We start from the raw sequence: 18,800 nt of genomic DNA, 5'->3' as shown, positions 1-18,800 counted from the left end.
TAGCGGCGACGTGACATCAAAGACCTCCAAATCCGAGGCCTTTCAATAACTAATCCATTCAAATAGCTAGCCTATTTATGAGTGCACGGCCTAGCCGAAAGCAGGACAGCGATCATAATGATCGTCGCTACGCCGACAAGCCTGCTCCCAATCCTTGCAATAGCCCATCCTGATACCGGCAGCGAGATCAACAAGCCTATCGTCAATGCGAAGAGCACGCTTCCAAGCATACTATCCGACATCGAAAGCGCGTCTCTGACCGATGCAATACGAGAACTCCAGCTGCCAAAGCATAGTCCCAGCATGAAGAACATACTGGATATCGCAATGTTTCTTTCTTTCATCTGTGTTTCCGGTTTCGGGTTTCGCGTCGGGGTGACTGTTTTGGGCGGCTAGAATGAAATGCAGGCACACGTGCGCTATCGAAGCTTGTTTGGCTTCTGGTTCAGGGATAGGTCTGGTGCCGATCCATCGCGCCGCTCTACCACGTGCCGCAATGATCTTATGTTTAGGGTTCTTGTTTGTGTTCAGCGCGTAAGCTGACACAAACTGCGCTAGCCCTTTGCAAAAGCGTCAACACCTGTGTGCTCGGCTGAGACTCTCCAAAGACGTTTCGCCTCGTCCGTGTCGGTCGCATAGGCTTTCACGCCTACCAAAGGTGGCGTCGTATCATTGGCGCGAATGGCCACGTCACAATCTTCACAATAAAGGCCACCAAGACCGTCAAGTTGCGGTGTTGTTGCTGCCCAGACAGCCGTCGCGGCACCTTGTTCGGGTGACTTGAGTGGAATAAGTGGATTTCCATCGGCATCGATCCAGCCAGCTGCGAGCATTTCTTCCATCGTCAGATGTCGTTGCAGTGGGGTAACAATATTTCCGGGATGCAGCGAAAAGGCTCGAACGCCTTCTTCGCGTCCAAGATTATCTAGCTCCAAAGCAAAAAGTGCATTGGCCGTCTTGGACTGACCATACGCAATCCATTTATCATAACCATCTGTGAAATTAAGGTCATACCATCGGATCGGCGAGAAGTGATGCCCGGCTGAAGAGACCGAATGACGCGTGCACCGCCGGATAAGACCGGCCACAGGTGGTTTGCCAGCGCAAAATGGCCAAGGTGGTTGGTTGCGAACTGCATTTCCCAGTTCTGTCCAACCCGTGTCTCGGGCGCAGCCATGACGCCAGCATTGTTGATGAGAATATCGATATGCTCGCTGTCCTTGAGGACTTTTTCAGCAAAGGCCTGGACGCTCTGCAAGTCCGACAGATCGAGTTGTTCAACCGTGACTTTCGGAATGTTACTGGTCGCAGTGCGTGCTTCCTTGACGTTGCGGGATGCAACGGTCACAGCCGCGCCAGCTTTCGATAGGGCTATGGTTGTTTCGAGGCCAAGACCCGAGTGTCCTCCGGTCACGATTGCACGCTTGCCCGAGAGGTCAACGCCAGAAATGACATCCATTGTTGAACTGTCTGCGTTGAAGCCGGAATGAAGCGGTTTTTGGTGATCCGTCATGTTTGCTCTCCAATAGATGTTGCTTGCCCTGAATGGCTGGTACAAAAATAAGAGGTGCGGTATGAACAATCCATGTTAAGAAGTACTGGTTTGTTACTAGATCGTTCGGATTTCAGGTATGGACCCTCTCTCCAATGCGCTTTCTTTACTGAAGCCCAAAGGCACGCTGAGCGTGGGCCTTGAGGCGGGTGGAGACTGGGCAATCAGTTTTCCCGCCCATGAAGGCATAAAATTTAACGCGGCAATGAAAGGCTGCTGCTGGCTTACTGTCGAGGGTGAGGTGGAGCCACGTTGGATTGAGGCCGGAGATTGTGTGCTGCTTACACGCGGCTATCCCGTTGTTGCGACAAACAAGCTCGGACTGCCAGCGATTGAGGCGGCGTCGATTTATGACGGTGCTGAAAATGGGGTGGCCACATATAATGGTGGCGGTGATTTTTCTCTGATCGGCGGACGCTTCACTTTTGAGAAAGAGCGCTTTGATCAGCTATTTGCATCTTTGCCGGCGGTAATCCACATTCGCGGGTCGTCCAGACCGGCCGATGTACTTAGATGGTCACTTGAACAGCTCGTGTTGGAATTGGCCCAGAACTCGCCTGGCAGTGCGCTGATGACCGAGCACCTGGCCCATATCATGCTCTTGCAAGTATTGCGGCTCTGGCTGGATTCTTCAGATGAACATAACGGTTGGCTGGGAGCGCTCGCCGATAAACGGCTCTACCGTGCGATTGCTGCCATGCATGCCGAGCCTGCAAGCCGTTGGACGGTTGCAGAGCTTGCCGGGATTGCCAACATGTCCAGAACGACTTTTGCCGTACGCTTTCGCGAAGTGGTCGGTCAAACTCCGCTTGATTATCTTACGAGCTGGCGAATGCAGCTTGCTGCGGATTTACTCCAATCCACGGAGACCAATGTAAGAAACATTGGGTTCTCCGTCGGGTATTTGTCAGAGGCGGCTTTCTGTACAGTCTTCCGACGCGTGCTTGGTTGCACGCCCGCACAGTATAGACGTCGCATAGCCACCCGATTTGCCGATAGCTTGCTGGCACACTAAAACTTTGATGGACGATGGTGCTGAAACAAAATGATTGTTAGCAACCAGTGTGTTTGCTGAACAGTTGACACTGGGCATAGAGGTGGAATGCTTGCTCCCGGAACTGGGACGGATGCTGGTCTAATCTTCTCCGCCTTTATTGTCCGACATAGCGCGCGCGGGGCCTGATGAGTTTGTCGTCCAGCTTCTGTTCCAGGGCATGAGCTATCCAGCCAACAGTGCGAGCAATGGCAAAAATTGCCAATGCGGAGCCGCGAGGCAAATTGAGACTTCGCCGTAGGCTCACCAGTGCCACATCACAGGTGGGCAATTGCCCGGCGGTGTCATTCATTACTTGCAGAAGTTCGTCACGCCGTGCATTCGGCGGAAGATGGGGGAGCAGGCCTGTTGCGCGTGGATCACCATCCGGATAGAGCGGATGATGAAAGCCGGGAATGGTTTCACCCCGACGCAAACGTTCTTCGATTACCCGTTCTATGTCGCTATTCTGATCCAATTCATCGAATAGCAGCTCAACAAGGCTGGTCATACCACCATGCAAGGGACCACTCAGCGCAGAAAGCCCTGCATTCAGGCATGCCCCCAGAGAAGCGCCCGTTGAAGCAACAACCCGCACGGCAAATGCCGATGCATTAAGCTCGTGATCTGCTTGTAGAACCAGTGCGCGACGGATCAGATCAGCACCCAGAGCATCCGTTTGCCAGGCATTGGCGAGAAACAGGTGAGCCGGCTGGGTATTCGGCTGGCTTGAGGTGCAGGCTCCGGCGACAGCCCGCAATATGACCGCAGCGCCAGACCATAGACGCCGGTTGTCGCGCCGCCATGCGGTAAGGCGACCGGCTTCCACAAGGGGAAGAAGTGTCTGACATCGTTCTGTCAGCGGCAGATTTCTGGCGAGGTCTAAAACCGACTGTGGCCATGACGGAGGAGAAGCCTTCGGATCGGTAAATGGATCCGCTTCGCTGCAATTCCATAGCAAACACGCCACCTCTTCCAAGGTCGCTTTTTGGGACAGATCAAGAGCGCTATGACCGCGATAGCGCAAGGCGCCTTCCGCGATTTCGGTAATGGCCGACTCCAGAACAGGCAGTCCCCAATCAAGCGCGTTGGCAGCTACCCGTCCCGGACGCCGTCCAACGGCCTTCCTTTTCTTCAGCAGCTCAATGTCATGTGCGCTGTAGAGTTTGCGGCGAGGGTCATCCGAAGCACTGCTTGTGCGGATCAGCCCGCGGCTCACATAGGCATAAAGTGTTGCTCGGCTGATACCAAGCTCGGCTGAAGCACGATCAGCAGTCATGAACTTGTCGGGATACTGCATTCTGATCTCGTATTGATTATATGAATCAAGATTGACCATATATATACACGGCGGCATCCTCAACTGTATTCGCGTTGAAACGAGGAGAATGACATGTCCGCAACCCCTGCTATTGTTCGCCAGACTTCGGCTCCAGGCCTTGATGATGTTGTCGCGGCGGAAACCATGCTGAGCCATGTGGACGGACAGGCAGGCGAACTGGTCATCCGAGGCCATCACCTGGCGGAACTGGCTGACTGGTCCTTCGAGCAGGTGTTGGAATTGCTTTGGAAGGAGCAAACCTCGCCAATCGTCACTGCACGGGACATTCGCGACCAACTGGGAATAGCGCGGCAACGCGTCTTTGAACTGATGCAGCCTTTGCTTCCAGCTCTTTCGCACCTCTCTGCCGTGGAGGCACTTCGCCTTCTCCTATCGTCACTGCCGGATGATGAAAAAAGACCACATCACATTATTGCTGTTGCAGCCGTCCCGGTCTTTGCCACAGCAATCATTCGCAACAAACAGGGACTTGCGCCGATTGCGCCTGATGGCTCACTCGCCCATTCGGCAGATTTCCTGCGGATGCTCTCCGGTGTGCGGCCTTCGCCGGAGAAGGTACGGGCGCTCGATACTTACATGACTACGGTTGCCGATCACGGGCTCAATGCCTCCACTTTCACTGCCCGTGTGGTTGCCTCGACGGAAGCCGGGCTATTTTCGTCAGTTGTCGGTGCGCTCTGCGCTTTGAAGGGACCGCTCCATGGCGGAGCACCGGGCCCGGTGCTTGATATGCTGGATGCGATTGGAACCGATGCAAATATCGAGCCGTGGTTGCAGGATGCGCTGGCTCGCGGGGAGCGCCTGATGGGCTTCGGCCACCACATTTACCGGGTTCGTGACCCGCGAGCCGACGTCTTGAAGGGGGCTCTGTCTATCCTGAACGATGGCTCCGCGCGCATTTCTTTCGCGAGCAAAGTGGAGGAGGCCGCATTGGCTCTTCTGAAGGAGAAAAAGCCGCTTCGTCCTTTGCAAACCAATGTGGAGTTTTATACTGCACTGGTGCTCGAAACGGTTGGTTTCCCGCGCGACAGTTTTACCAATGTGTTCGCTGCCGGTCGTATGGCGGGATGGACTGCGCATGTACTGGAGCAGGAACGCACAGGAAGGCTTATCAGACCGCAATCCCGCTATACGGGTCCGCGGCCAAGCTGAAATTTGCCCGATGACTGAATATCAGTTCAGCGTGGGCGCTGAATCACGAAGAATTGAGGCCGTATATCGTCCTTGTCGGGGGCGGGGGCGCTCCTGTTTTTGCATTCAGTTCGCAAGATAGCCTGGGTAAAGTGCGTCGAATACCTTCGCCGCTTTTCGATCAATAATCTCTACAAGCTGGTCGTAACCGGAACGTGGAATCTCCGACGGGGGCCGAACAGTTGTACCTGCTTGTTCCATGACTTGCTGAAACGCTTGGACGCATCGCTTCGACTTGGCGTTAAAGGAACCGATTTCCTCCAGCAAGTCCTCCTCAACCGATGTCAAAAGGGCGCTGTCGGTCGTCTGGTGTCGGCTATATTGGTCTGGAAGCATTCTGAATAGGTCGAACAACAAAAAGAGACCGTTGTGCAGCCGATCATATTTCAGCATGTCGGCCAAGTTACTTTCTGCTTCCGTCGACGTCGAGCCGGAAGATTGCCAGTATCTAAAAGCGGATACAATAAATGCTTCGTCACTGGTCAGATCAGAAAAGCCAAGTGGGGTGAATTCTTCGGTTTCCATGAATCCAGTCCAATAGAGAACGTCTGATCTCGTTTTAGTCGATAAAACTTGACTAATAAACACTAGTTTTATTGAAATTCAGTATCTTGTCATGCGGCCCGTGTTGGCGTACTCAAACCCCGGTCGATTAGAAATATCGTTCAGTAGCGGTGCATTTCGGCACCTCAAGCCTCATGATGTTGGAATTGCGATGAATCTTTATCTGGATTACTTGGCTGAAATCGAAAGCAGAAAAAATCAAGGGCTTGCTCCCAAGCCGATTGACGATGGCAGGCTAACCAGTGAAATCATCGCGCTGATTGAGGACGCTGGCAGCGAATATCGGAAAGATGCCCTGCATTTCTTCATCTACAACACGCTGCCGGGCACGACGAGCGCTGCTGGCGCCAAGGCTGCGTTTCTGAAGAAAATCGTGCTCGGTGAAACCGCCGTTCCTGAAATCACACCCGAATTTGCCCTCGAGCTTCTGTCGCACATGAAGGGCGGGCCTTCGGTCGAAGTGCTGCTCGACATCACGCTTGGCGACAATGCCGCGATTGCCGTGAAGGCCGGCGAGATTTTGAAGACCCAGGTCTTCCTGTACGATGCTGACATGTTCCGCCTGCGCGATGCCTATAAGGCTGGCAATGCCGTCGCCAAGGACGTTCTCGAAAGCTATGCCAAGGCAGAGTTTTTCACGAAGCTTCCGGACGTTGAAGACGAAATCAAGGTCGTGACTTTCATCGCCGCAGAAGGCGATATCTCGACCGACCTTCTTTCTCCGGGCAACCAGGCACATTCGCGCTCCGACCGTCAGCTTCATGGTCAGTGCATGATCACGCCTGAAGCGCAGCAGGAAATTGTAGCGCTTCAGAAGCAGCATCCTGACAAGCGTGTGATGATGATCGCCGAAAAAGGCACGATGGGCGTCGGCTCGTCGCGCATGTCCGGTGTGAACAACGTGGCACTGTGGACCGGCAAACAGGCCAGCCCCTATGTGCCTTTCGTCAACTTCGCTCCTGTTGTCGCGGGCACCAACGGCATTTCGCCGATCTTCGCGACCACCGTCGACGTCACCGGCGGCATCGGCATCAATCTTAAGAACTGGGTCAAGAAGCTCGACGAAAACGGCAAGCCGATCCTCAATAATGACGGCAACCCGATCCTGGAACAGAAGTTCTCGGTTGAAACCGGTACCGTTCTGAAGATCGACGCCAAGAACAAGAAGCTGCGCGACGAAGCTGGAAACGAGCTGGTCGATGTCGCTTCCTCGTTCACGCCGCAGAAGATGGAATTCATGAAGGCGGGCAGCTCCTATGCTATCGTCTTCGGCAAGAAGCTGCAGACATTTGCGGCCCAGACGCTTGGTGTCGAGGCAACGCCGGTTTTTGCTCCGAACAAGGAACTCTCGGTTGAAGGTCAGGGACTGACGGCTGTCGAGAAGATCTTCAATCGCAACGCCGTTGGCGTAACGCCTGGCAAGGTATTGCACGCCGGTTCCGACGTGCGCGTGACGGTCAACATCGTTGGTTCGCAAGACACGACCGGTCTGATGACCGCGCAAGAGCTTGAGGCGATGGCGGCTACGACCATCTCGCCACTTGTGGACGGCGCTTATCAGTCGGGCTGTCATACGGCGTCTGTCTGGGACAAGAAGGCTCAGGTCAACATCCCTAAGCTGATGTCTTTCATGAACAATTTCGGCGTTATCACCGCGCGTGACCCGAAGGGCGTCTATCATTCGATGACGGACGTCATCCACAAGGTGCTGAATGACATCACCGTGGATGACTGGGCGATTATTATCGGCGGTGACAGCCATACCCGCATGTCGAAGGGCGTCGCCTTTGGCGCAGACTCGGGCACCGTAGCGCTGGCGCTTGCCACCGGCGAAGCGACCATGCCGATTCCTCAGTCGGTCAAGGTCACCTTCAAGGGCACGATGCAGCCCTATATGGATTTCCGCGATGTGGTTCATGCCACGCAGGCGCAGATGCTCAAGCAGCATGGAGACAACGTCTTCCAGGGCCGCATTATCGAAGTGCATATCGGCACACTGCTTGCCGATCAGGCCTTCACCTTCACCGACTGGACGGCCGAAATGAAGGCCAAGGCGTCGATCTGTATCTCCGAGGATGAGACGTTGATCGAGTCGTTGGAAATCGCCAAGTCGCGTATCCAGATCATGATCGACAAGGGTATGGATAATGCTGCCCGCACATTGCAGGGCCTGATCGATAAGGCGGATACCCGCATTGCGGAAATCCGTTCGGGCGAAAAGCCAGCCTTGAAGCCTGACGATAATGCGAAGTATTTTGCAGAGGTCGTCGTCGATCTGGACCTGATTAATGAACCGATGATCGCTGACCCGGACGTCAATAATGCCGACGTTTCGCGCCGCTATACCCACGATACGATCCGTCCGGTTTCCTACTACGGCGGCACCAAGAAGGTGGACCTCGGCTTCGTTGGTTCGTGCATGGTCCATAAGGGCGACATCAAGATCGTTGCCCAGATGCTCAAGAATCTCGAAAAGGAACAGGGCAAGGTCGAATTCAAGGCACCGCTTGTTGTTGCTGCTCCGACCTACAACATCATCGACGAGCTGAAGGCCGAAGGTGATTGGGAAATCCTGCAGAAGTATTCGGGCTTTGAATTCGATGATCTGAAGCCGAAAACGGCAAACCGCACCGAATACGAGAACATTCTCTATCTCGAGCGTCCGGGCTGCAACCTCTGCATGGGCAACCAGGAAAAGGCCGAAAAGGGCGATACGGTTCTCGCGACCTCTACGCGCCTCTTCCAGGGCCGCGTCGTTGAAGATACGGCTGAAAAGAAGGGTGAATCGCTTCTCGCTTCCACCCCTCTGGTAGTGTTGTCGGCGATCCTTGGCCGTACGCCTAGCGTGGAAGAATATCGTTCCGCCGTTGAGGGAATAAATCTGACAAAGTTCGCCCCACCCAAGGCTACACTGATCGACTCACTGTCGGTCCATTACTAAGGGCTAACTCCAGACTGGACATACATACAAGCAAATGCGAGCGAGTATGGAGTCCAAGCTGGAGTGTCCGCATTCGTACAGCAACGATTGTAGCGAATGCGCTCGGAACGAAGACATGGCTGGTTTGAACTCAAACGCAGCCATGTCTCTGAACAAACGCAAGGGTGGGGTTGCGACCGTTTAATCGTCACCCCGATATGCTGCGAGCGATTTGACGCCTCAAGGCAGACGGGCTGACGCCGTAAAAATTGCGAAACACTCTGCTGAAATAGGCTGGGTCGTCAAATCCTGAACCATATGCAATCTTCGCTATGGCGGATACATCCCCATGCAGTATCGCAGACCGTGCCATATCAAGCCTGCGCTCAAGCAGATAACGCGAGAATGTCGTGTTCTCTCTTTTAAATAGCTTTTGGATAGCACGGGGAGTTATCCCCTCGGACTGGGCTAGCTCCATTATCGAGAAGCCAGCATCTACGACCCGGGCGTCAATCCGGTCTTTTATAGCTCCCATTCGTCCGGTCAGGGTCTGCTTTGTATTCCGTGCCTGCAAATTTGCTACCAATATGGGTAGCAATTCATAAAAGTGATTGACCATAATCTCGGCATCACTTTCCGTCTGATAGTCTTGCTGCAAAAGATAACCTGCATAGGTTACCAGCAATTGAAAAGGTAAATAGGTGATAGGAAGTGGTTGCCAAAACAAATTTGAAACTTCTGCTTTCATCTTGGAGATCGCTGCCGATGGCAGATAAGCGCAGTCCAGACGCCCACCATCGGGAAGGATTAGCGAGAGCGGCACATCCGATGGCATGAAAATGGCTTCGCCTTTTGCGAGATCGAGCCGGGTCTGTCCTTGCTCCACGTGTACCGGGCCACTCATTGCGCGCAAAATTACGATGCCCGCATCCCGAGAACCGGGTGCCGACAGACGTGTGCGGACCAGCGGAAAATAAATCGTGGTCAGCACCAGTAACGCATGGTTCCAAAATAGTCCGCGTACCTGTGACAGATCACCCCGCGCCGGCAATACAGATGGCATGCCCATCATGTCTCGCAATATCTTGAGGCACGGCTTTAGCCCATCTGTCGCCCTTGAAGCCGTGCTGCCAAATTTTACCGGTTTAACGCTTCCCATCGTATTCAATGCAAAAGCCCTTCAAGGTTCGCTTCAATCCATTTCCGGTTCGCTCATCTCCAAGCTATCTGTCTTTTAATAAATTAAACATGACGAGAATAGTCCTGTTTATAAAATACTGGATAGTTGGCGGAAATCGTGTCGCTTATGTCCTTGGAGAAATTCATGCATAACAAATATCTCGGGATTTCGGTTGCCGCTCTGGTTGCGACCGGCAGCGTTGCCGCACAGGCATTGGCGCAGACCGCGACCGAAGTAGATGCCGAGACCAATAAAGGAACGGTACTGAACGCCATCACGATTACGGGTAGTCGCGGTGGGCAACAGATTTCAGAGACGGCTCGCACTGTCTATGTCGTTGACGCGCAGCAGATCCAGATGCGCGCACGTTCCGGCGAAACCATTCAGCAGATTCTGGCGCAGGAAATACCGAGTTTTGATCCGGCCAGCCAAGGGGCTCGTACTTCGTATGGGCAAAACCTGCGCGGACGCACCGCTTTGGTGCTCATCGACGGAATATCGATGAACTCCGCCCGTGGACTGAGCCGTCAGTTTGATTCTATCGACCCATTCAACATTGAGCGGATTGAAGTTCTTTCTGGTGCGACTTCACTCTATGGCGGCAATGCCACCGGCGGTATCATCAATATTATCACCAAGAAAGGTAAGAACGCGCCGGACGGTTTGCATGGCGAAGTTACGGCTGGCATAGAAAGCGGGTTCCGCGCTGGCAATGACTTGGATCGCAACGGCGCTGCTGCTGTCACGTATAATAGCGAGGCATGGGACGCCCGCTTGTCGCTCGCGGGCAATCGCAGCGGCGCGTTTTACGACGCTGACGGCACAATGGTCGTGCCAGATATTACCCAAACCTCGACCGCTTTTAACCGGCGCATCGATCTTATGGGCAGTGCGGGCTTCCAGTTTGACCCGGATAGACGGCTGGAGGTGAGCGGACAATATTTTAATTCGGAACAGAAATCCGATTATAGCGTCTACTTTGGGCAATTTCTCGCTGGGCTGCGCAATCCAAGCCTCATCGAAACACGGGACGGCTACAATTCGGATTTCAATCCACGCACGCGCCGATCCATGTTTAATGCGACTTATACGGACAATGACTTTTTCGGCCAGCAGTTGCTCTTGCAAGGCTTCTATCGCAGCGAAAAGATCAATTTCCATCCGTTCCCAAGCTCGACCTACTTTTATGGCAGCGCGCAGGATACGGATTATTACGGCATGAAGGCCGCACTCATCTCGGAGCCGCTTGACGGGTTGCGCATTACCTATGGTGTTGATGCTGACAGGGATTCGCTTTCTTCAAACCAACACATCTTCGATATGAGCAAGGCCTTGCAGAGCGGTGCGATGGATTTCCAGACTGCAGGCGTCACGGGCCTTTATCCCAAGATTGACGTTACCACCTTCGCTGGCTTCGCAGAGGCCTCCTATGAAGCAACGGATCGTCTTACCTTCAATGGCGGCGTGCGCTATCAGTACACCAAAACGGAAGTTGGCGACTTTGTTGGCGCGGCGCAACAGATCGCTATTCTTAATGGGACAGCGACTTCGGCCGATTCAATTCCCGGCGGCTCGGTCGATTACGACGCTTTCTTGTTCAATGCTGGCGCTACTTACAGTCTGACAGACACACAGCAGGTCTATGCGAATTTCAGCCAGGGCTTTGAGCTTCCCGATCCGGCAAAATATTACGGTTATGGTGCTTACTCGCTCTCAGGTGGCCATTACGCGTTGATGAGCGGCGTAAATGTTGCAAATTCCGCTCTTGAAGCGATCAAAACCGATTCATTCGAGATCGGCTACCGTCTTGATGACGGCACCTATAATCTGGAGGCCGCAGGCTTCTACTCCACCTCCGATCGTTCCATCGTGCTTAATCGCACGACGCTTGCAGTCGAGCTTGAGGATAATGAACGTCGGGTTTATGGCATCGAAGGTAAGGCGGGTATGAAACTCGATCATGGCTTCGATGTGGGCATTCTTGGCCAGTGGGTAAGCACTGAAGTCGATCAAGACGGTGACTGGGTCAAGGATACCATCGGCTCGGCCAGTGTTTCCAAGCTTGGCGGTCATGTAGGCTGGGGCAATGAAACACTCAATCTGCGCCTGCAGGGTCAGCATATCTTCGATCTGGAAGACAACTCCGGCTACAAGATCGAAGGTTACACGCTGTTTGACCTCATTGGCTCCTATCACGTTAAAAAGGCCGACATGACGGTGAATTTCGGCGTGCACAACCTGTTTAACGAGGAATACAACACCGTGTGGGGATCGCGGGCCAAGGCGCTTTATGGTGCCCTCGCGCCTGACGAAATCTTCGACTACAAGGGCCGTGGCAGGACTTTCGCCCTCGCTTTGAGCAAAACCTTCTGATGATTGCGCAACAAGACGAATTATCGACACAGAAGATAGGCGCCAATGCACGCCTTTATACCGTTCTCGGGGGGCTTTATCTCGCGCAGGGCATTCCGACCTATCTTCTATTGGTCGCGTTGCCTCCCTTGATGCGCGAAAGCGGTGCCTCGCGCACGGCTATCGGGCTTTTCTATCTTCTGATGATCCCATTGATCGCAAAATTCGCGATTGCGCCGTTGGTGGATCGTTATCCCCTCATCGCAAGCTGGGGACATCGGCGAAGCTGGGTGATTGTCACTCAGCTTCTGGTTTCTTTCGGCATTGCCTGTATGGCTTTCGTAGAGCCTCAACAGGCGGGTGCACTGTTTGCGATCTGTCTTTGTATAACGCTTCTGTCTTCTTTGCAGGACATTGCCACCGATGGCTATGCCGTCCGTCATCTCAATGACAAGACGCGGGCCACAGGCAATGCAATCCAGGCCGGTGCAGTTGCACTTGGTGTGATCGTGGGTGGCACGTTGGCCCTTGTGCTCTTCCACAAGATCGGCTGGCGTCCGACGATTTTTATTGTTGCCGGCCTTTCGCTGCTGCCGCTTCTGGCAGGGTTATGGATGGATGAAACAGGTGAGCAGAAACAGCGCCGGGACAAGCCGCACGCCAGCCTAAAACGTTTCTTTCAACAGCCGAACGCCTGGCTCATCCTTTGCTTTGCTCTGACCTATCGGGCGAGCGAAGGTATGGTAAGGGGGATGGAAGGCAGTTACCTCGTCGATATCGGGCTGCCGTTGTCATGGATAGGCTATCTTTCCGGGGCTGCCGCTGCGAGTGCTGGCTTGATTGGAGCCGTTTTGGCCGCGCTGCTTATCCGCTGGACAGGGCTTTTCTCTGCGCTCGTTCTGCTTGGATTATTTCGCAGTCTTTGCTTCCTCGCGTTCAGTTTCAATGCTGCAGAAATCTGGCCGGGGGTCACGGTTGCTATGACTGTGTCGGCGATCCAAACCTTTTTGCGCTATATGGAACTGGTCGCGATCTACTCACTGTTCATGAAGGCATCGTCCTCCGATCAGCCGGGCACAGATTTCACGATCCTCGCTTGTGCCGAACTGCTGATTTATCTCGTTGGCTCTTCAGTCGCTGGCTTCCTTGCCGATAAGTTTGGCTACGCCCATCTTTTCACGCTCGCAACAGTGCTCTCGTTACTGGGGATCGCATTGACATTCTATATTTTGCGAAGATTACGGGGCAATGGACTTTCCCTATAATCAACAATGCCGGTGTCTGTAGTGAATGCCATGTGAAAAATGATTGGATGCGGGAGAATGCATATCCCGCATCCACAGTTGTGGGTTAATGGTGTGTGGGCGGGATATGCTTGCGCAGGATCAGAAAAGCAAATCCTGATATCGCCATCGCAATAAACAGCAATCCAAAATAGCTTTGCGCACCACCACTCGCAATGACCGCTGCTCCGGCAAATCCGCTCGATATCGCGCCCAGGCGTCCAATCACCAGAGCTGCTGCAGTTCCGCTCGCGCGGACCTCAGTCGGATAAAGATTGGCAGCGACAGCAAATGCTGTCGATTGCACAGCGTTAACAAACAGACCATGTAGCCCGATCCCGATGATCAATATGGTTGTTGCTTCCATCTCATTGAGCTGGCTCAAGTAAAGCGCTGTAGCCGCCGCCGCGAATGAACAGGCTACAAGCGGACCGCGAGAACCAAACCGGTTTATTGCGACCGCACAAGCTAGTGCGCCAATCACGCCTCCAAGATTGTAGGCCGTTAAACCTGAACCTGCCAAAGAGAGGCTCAATCCCTCCGATGTCAATAATGTCGGAAGCCAGCTGAAGGTCAGGTACACCGACAACAGCGTGGTGAAGAACGCAGTCCATAGAGCGACTGTACTCAAGGCTCTGCCGTCAGTGAACAAAGTTCCAATCCCGCTTTTACCGCTGATCCGCTCCGTGGGGTCGACAAGTCGCGCGCCGACGGGGACAGGGCGCTCAATCCGGGCAAGCAGATCTGCGAGAATTTTCGCTTTGGTCGGCTGACGCGATAACCAGCGTGGGGATTCTGGAAAATAGGCGATCAACAAAGCAGAAAAGAGAACTGAAATTCCACCACCTGCGACGAACAATGTTCGCCATCCAAATGTTGGTAATATCCAGGACGCGAAAATCCCCGCAAGCATGCCTCCAAGCGGAACGCACACGATGGTCGCGGTGACTGCAACGGTTCGGTATTTGCGTGGCGTATACTCAGCGGTCATGGTGGTCGATGTTGGAAGCGCCCCACCAATGCCAAGTCCGGCGATGAACCGGAACAGGGCAATAGTCCAAATTCCCTGCGATAGACCGATGGCCATCGTTCCCAGTCCAAAGGTGATGACAGACAAAATCACGGCCAGTCTTCTTCCGAAGCGATCCGCAATAAGGCCTGCAAAAGCGCTGCCGAAAGCCATCCCAAATAGGCCAGAAGCAACCACCGGAGCAAAATCAGCACGCGAAACGTCCCATTCTTGAATGAGCACGGGGATTGCGTATCCGATAAGCTGACCGTCAAAGCCATCAAGAACGATTGATAGTGCTGCGATCAACACCACAATACGTTGTACGGTTGTCCAAGGGCCTTCATCGAGCAACTCGCCGATGTCGACTTCTCCACTTCCCACTGTGTGATGGATGTTGTTCATGACACCACCTCCACAGGCATGCTGCTTCCTCTTCCCATAGTTTCCTCCCGATTGTGACCTGGTGATATTCCTTTACAATTAGTTTGGACTCCAACTATATGGAATTTATGCCCTATGATGCTCATTCACACAAGGGCTGAGTGGAGGTCGCGTGATCCAAAGCGACTTACCCAAAATATGCACTGGGCCAACCGCACATTTGGGTCGTCTTCTGGAAAGCTCCTGGTCTTGAAATAAGTCCGCATTCTGCAACGAAGATTGGCAAAATTTCGCGCGCGGCTGGGCGGCACACAGTTAAGATCAGGGCAAAGGCTTTTAAGGTTTCCCCATCCCTGGAATTTGTGTTTTGCTCAACTTGATGGAAAGCCACTTATCTGAATCCCGTGACCAGCCAACGACCAGACAAAGAGGTACTTTTCGTCAAGATTGAGAATATCAGGAATGAAACGGAACCAGCCTATGCCCCATAATTCGTCTGACGAGGATTTCGCCGATAACATCGCGTTCATATTGCGTCGGGCGCAAGAAGCCTCGTTTGCCGCCTATGCCTCGATTGTTGACCAACGAGGTCTTCGCCCGGGCCACTATGCCGTGCTCCGGATCATCCATGATCAACCGAGCATATCGCAGACAGAACTGAGCCGTCAGGTGGGCCGTGACAAGACCACCATTACGCCAATCCTGCAGGAGTTTGAAAAGAAGGAAATGATCCGTCGCGATATCGATCCCGTCGATCGGCGGGGAAGATTGCTCAGCCTGTTGCCGGCCGGTGAGAAGTATCTGTCGGAATTACGCGCATGCGCATCAGCACACAATGCGTCACTTAATCAGATTGTTGGACCAGACAGGCAGGCGCTGCTGGACACTCTGATGCGCATCATCATCGGGCTTGACCGACATGCCAAACTACCGCCCAAAAAATGAGAACAAGAGGGCCTGAATGTTTCAGGCACCGTATGCATTGTCCCTGCAAACTGGCACAGGCTTGCGGTCTCAGTTGATTACGGTGAACCAAGAGAGACCAGCTCTCCTTGCTGCCAGACCGCATGAATTTTGCGCGTGTTGGTGATGTCATCAAGAGGGTTGGCATCAAGGACGACGAGATCGGCGCGCATTCCATTGGCGATCTTGCCCCTGTCGGTCAATTTCAGCAATGCTGCGGCCTGTTCGGTCGCGATGCCGATTGCCTGAGCGGGTGAGAGGCCAGCATTGACCAGATGTTCCAGTTCGCGGTGTTCGGCAAAGCCGGGAATACGTTCCGGGAACGCACCTGCATCCGCACCAAAACCGAATTTGACGCCGCCAGCCTCTATCAACTTTGCCAGATTGCGAAGATTCATTTCGACATCGCGCCGCGCTTTTTGTGCCCGTTCATCGGTCGTCGTCTTCTCTCGCCATTCTGCGTCGGCAAACTGGTTTTTCAGTTCCGGGCTTAACGCCGATTGCAGGAAGGGATCTTCCAGCATCGCTGGCTGGTCGGCGAAAATATAAGTCGCCTCATCCATGTGCACTGTTGGAATATACCACGTGCCCCTCTCACGAACGGCATCGATAAATTCCTGATCAATCTCAACGTCGCGAACGCCATGAGCAAGAATATCTGCACCCGCAGCCACTAGTCTTTTTGCGTGGTCGAGCGTGTAGACATGTGCGGCGACGGCAAACCCCAATTGATGTGCCTCATCAATAGCTGCGCGAAAACAATCTTCGCTCATGGGTTCAATGGCCCCGAATGTATCGATCCATAGCTTAATAATATCGATGGGTTGCTGCGCCATTTGGCGAACGACCTGCCGCGCTTCCTCCGGTATCTGCGGGCGCGGTGACAGCCCATCGGGCGCATATATTCCCGCACCTGCCGTCATGAAGGACGCGCCATATTGCGGGTTGTTGCGCATGTTATCACGTGTTGTGGGCTCAGGCGTTGGTGTCATGCCGAGCGATACCACAGTGCCGATACCGTAAGCCTGAAATTGGCGCAGCGCCGCATAGGCGTTCTCGGGCGTGAAATTATGTCGTCCGCCCGTCGTACCCTTGATAAGGCCGACATGGGCATGGTTGCAGGTGAAGGCGGGGATAAGGTATCGCCCCTGATAATCGACAACCTGAGCATTTTCCAGAACCGATGCTGTATTATCCGTTTCGGTCAGGACTGCTGAAATAGCACCATTCTCGATCAGAATAGTGCCGGGCGGCGAGATCTCCTGGCCAATGAGCATGCGTATATTGGTCATTGCCAGTTTTGTACCGCCACTACCGTAATTGCGGGCATAGGCTCCTTTCGGTGCCATGCCACCGGCGATAAGCGTGCCAATAAGAGTATTCACATTGCGTCGGGTCAATTTGGTCATCGGAATACCACTCCTGGGCTTGATTGAGGGGTAGGACGCCTTTGGCGAACAATGTTGCTGGCTGTGATGTGGGTAGGTGCTGTGCCTTTGTTCCGACTGGGGGTGGAGCCGGAGCCATATCACCTCTGGTATGGCTCCGGTTTAGTACAGAGAGGTTAGAATGGATAATGCTGCTTTGGGTCTTCAATCGTGATCCATCGCAGATTGGTGAAACTGTCTATGCCCGCAGAACCACCAAATCTTCCATAGCCACTGTCTTTGACGCCGCCGAACGGCATTTGTGGTTCATCTCCCACCGTTGGTCCATTGATATGGCAAATGCCTGCATCGATTTTACGCGCAACCTTGAGCGCGCGGTCTATGTTCTGGCTGAACACCGCTGAAGACAGGCCGTATTCCGTGTCGTTGGCCAGTTCGATGGCATGCTTGTCGTCACGGGCGCGTATCACGCACACGACGGGTCCAAATGACTCCTCGCGGAACAGACGCATTGCCGGTGTAACTTTATCGACGATGGTTGCCGGCATGATCGTCCCATTTGCCGTCCCACCGGTTGTGACGGCAGCCCCTGATTTCTGGGCATCCGCAACGAGTTCCAGCACCCGGTCAACCGTGCCTTGCGCGACAACGGCACCCAGAGCCACCTTTTCGCGTGGGTTGCCGCTCGGCAAAGCCGAAGCTCGTGTCGTAAATCTGGCCACGAACTGATCGGCTATTTTCTCATCGACGATAATGCGTTCAGTGGACATGCAAATTTGTCCCTGATTCATAAAAGCGCCGAAAATCGCCGCGTTGACGGCGCCGTCCAGATCAGCGTCATCCAATACGACCAATGGCGCCTTGCCTCCCAGTTCAAGAAGCACGGGCTTGAGGTGCTTGGCAGCTTCAAGAGCGATGATTTTCCCAACCCGTGTGGAACCGGTGAAGTTAATGCGCTTAACGAGGGGATGCGATACAAGCGCGTTGACAACTTCGGGCGCGTCTTCAGCGCTGTGGCTGACAATATTGAGAACACCCTTTGGCAGGCCCGCTTCGATCATTACGTCGCCCAGCATTCGATGCAGGCGAGGGCACATTTCGGACGATTTGAGCACGACCGTATTGCCACAGGCGATGGGCATCGCAAAGGCGCGCACGGCCAGAATGACCGGGGCATTCCACGGCGCCATTCCAACCATGACGCCAACGGGTTCGCGTACGGCCATGGAAAGGGTTCCAGGCTTATCCGACGGAATAATCTCACCCTTGATTTGGGTTGTTGCAGCAGCGACTTCGCGCAGGATTTTCGCGGCGAGCCCGACGTTGAAGCCAATCCACGGGGCTGTCGCCCCGGTTTCGGTGATGCCGCAGGCGATGAAGTCACCGATCTTCGCTTCGAGAATATCTGCCGCCTTAAGCAAGATGGTTCGACGCTCGCTCGGACCGACTTCGGACCATTGTATGAAGGCCGTTGCCGAAGACTGGACGGCCTTGTCGACATCGGGCTGCCGGGCCGCGGGCGCTGTAGTGGCTTCATCGCCAGTGACAGGATCAATACGGGTAAAAGTCGCATTGCCTAGCGCCGCGACATCCTGGCCATCTATCAGCAGTCCAATATTCATTTAATCCTCCCGTTTAA

Annotated in this window: 13 protein-coding genes and 1 pseudogene; 7 read left to right on the top strand and 7 right to left on the bottom strand. The window is 53.9% G+C overall.

The annotated features are described in order from the left end of the window. Window positions 1-117: 117 nt before the first annotated feature. Window positions 118-396 carry a hypothetical protein gene (locus FHW00_RS20925; protein ID WP_078340071.1) on the top strand — a complete coding sequence of 93 codons (279 nt, stop codon included), beginning with the start codon at window positions 118-120 and terminating at the stop codon, window positions 394-396. A 158-nt stretch (window positions 397-554) separates the two neighbouring features. On the opposite strand, the pseudogene FHW00_RS20920 reads toward FHW00_RS20925, so the two are convergent. Next, window positions 555-1,513: pseudogene (locus tag FHW00_RS20920) on the bottom strand (oxidoreductase). A 118-nt stretch (window positions 1,514-1,631) separates the two neighbouring features. Between FHW00_RS20920 and FHW00_RS20915 the strand changes: the two are divergent. Next, window positions 1,632-2,567 (top strand): AraC family transcriptional regulator, encoded by a 936-nt coding sequence (locus FHW00_RS20915; RefSeq protein ID WP_078340072.1) that lies wholly within the window; start codon window positions 1,632-1,634, stop codon window positions 2,565-2,567. Window positions 2,568-2,703: 136 nt separating this feature from the next. Here FHW00_RS20915 and FHW00_RS20910 read toward each other — a convergent pair whose 3' ends face one another. Then, window positions 2,704-3,885, bottom strand: coding sequence for a citrate/2-methylcitrate synthase (locus FHW00_RS20910; protein WP_445557968.1), 1,182 nt, complete (start codon window positions 3,883-3,885; stop codon window positions 2,704-2,706). Between the two features lie 93 nt (window positions 3,886-3,978). On the opposite strand from FHW00_RS20910, the gene FHW00_RS20905 reads away from it, so the two are divergent. Beyond that, a complete protein-coding gene (locus FHW00_RS20905) occupies window positions 3,979-5,079 on the top strand; it encodes a citrate synthase/methylcitrate synthase (RefSeq protein ID WP_182514693.1) in 1,101 nt (366 codons plus the stop codon). 105 nt (window positions 5,080-5,184) lie between these two features. Here the strand turns inward: FHW00_RS20905 and FHW00_RS20900 are convergent, their stop codons facing one another. Then, window positions 5,185-5,643, bottom strand: a complete 459-nt coding sequence (locus tag FHW00_RS20900) for a hypothetical protein (protein WP_078340074.1) — start codon at window positions 5,641-5,643, stop codon at window positions 5,185-5,187. Between the two features lie 190 nt (window positions 5,644-5,833). Here FHW00_RS20900 and FHW00_RS20895 point away from each other — a divergent pair, with 190 nt between their 5' ends. Next, complete coding sequence (locus FHW00_RS20895) at window positions 5,834-8,623, top strand: bifunctional aconitate hydratase 2/2-methylisocitrate dehydratase (protein WP_078340075.1); 2,790 nt, start codon at window positions 5,834-5,836, stop codon at window positions 8,621-8,623. 187 nt (window positions 8,624-8,810) lie between these two features. On the opposite strand, the gene FHW00_RS20890 is transcribed toward FHW00_RS20895, so the two are convergent. After that, on the bottom strand, window positions 8,811-9,674 hold the full coding sequence (locus FHW00_RS20890; protein WP_445557969.1) for a helix-turn-helix transcriptional regulator: 864 nt from the start codon (window positions 9,672-9,674) through the stop codon (window positions 8,811-8,813). A gap of 252 nt (window positions 9,675-9,926) precedes the next feature. Between FHW00_RS20890 and FHW00_RS20885 the strand changes: the two genes are divergently transcribed. Further along, window positions 9,927-12,155, top strand: a complete 2,229-nt coding sequence (locus FHW00_RS20885; RefSeq protein ID WP_078340077.1) for a TonB-dependent receptor — start codon at window positions 9,927-9,929, stop codon at window positions 12,153-12,155. Then, window positions 12,155-13,399: a RhtX/FptX family siderophore transporter gene (locus FHW00_RS20880; RefSeq protein WP_078340078.1), complete on the top strand. Its 1,245-nt coding sequence runs from the start codon at window positions 12,155-12,157 to the stop codon at window positions 13,397-13,399. Before FHW00_RS20885 ends, FHW00_RS20880 begins: the two co-directional genes overlap by 1 nt. A gap of 85 nt (window positions 13,400-13,484) precedes the next feature. Here the strand turns inward: FHW00_RS20880 and FHW00_RS20875 are convergent, their stop codons facing one another. Then, the gene (locus FHW00_RS20875; RefSeq protein ID WP_078340079.1) at window positions 13,485-14,831 is read right to left on the bottom strand and encodes an MFS transporter; all 1,347 of its coding nucleotides are present in this window, start codon (window positions 14,829-14,831) and stop codon (window positions 13,485-13,487) included. A 459-nt stretch (window positions 14,832-15,290) separates the two neighbouring features. Here FHW00_RS20875 and FHW00_RS20870 point away from each other — a divergent pair, with 459 nt between their 5' ends. After that, window positions 15,291-15,755, top strand: coding sequence for a MarR family winged helix-turn-helix transcriptional regulator (locus tag FHW00_RS20870; RefSeq protein WP_078340080.1), 465 nt, complete (start codon window positions 15,291-15,293; stop codon window positions 15,753-15,755). 77 nt (window positions 15,756-15,832) lie between these two features. Here the strand turns inward: FHW00_RS20870 and FHW00_RS20865 are convergent, their stop codons facing one another. Together FHW00_RS20865 and FHW00_RS20860 are read right to left on the bottom strand one after the other, a co-directional pair. Next, window positions 15,833-17,182 (bottom strand): amidohydrolase family protein, encoded by a 1,350-nt coding sequence (locus FHW00_RS20865; RefSeq protein ID WP_078340081.1) that lies wholly within the window; start codon window positions 17,180-17,182, stop codon window positions 15,833-15,835. A gap of 155 nt (window positions 17,183-17,337) precedes the next feature. Beyond that, window positions 17,338-18,783, bottom strand: a complete 1,446-nt coding sequence (locus FHW00_RS20860) for an aldehyde dehydrogenase (RefSeq protein ID WP_078340082.1) — start codon at window positions 18,781-18,783, stop codon at window positions 17,338-17,340. Window positions 18,784-18,800: the final 17 nt, after the last annotated feature.

This window comes from Ochrobactrum sp. P6BSIII, from assembly GCF_014138065.1.
Taxonomy (GTDB): Bacteria; Pseudomonadota; Alphaproteobacteria; order Rhizobiales; family Rhizobiaceae; genus Brucella.
The sequence above is the reverse complement of the archived record's forward strand: the minus strand, read 5'-3'. Positions and strand labels throughout refer to the sequence as shown.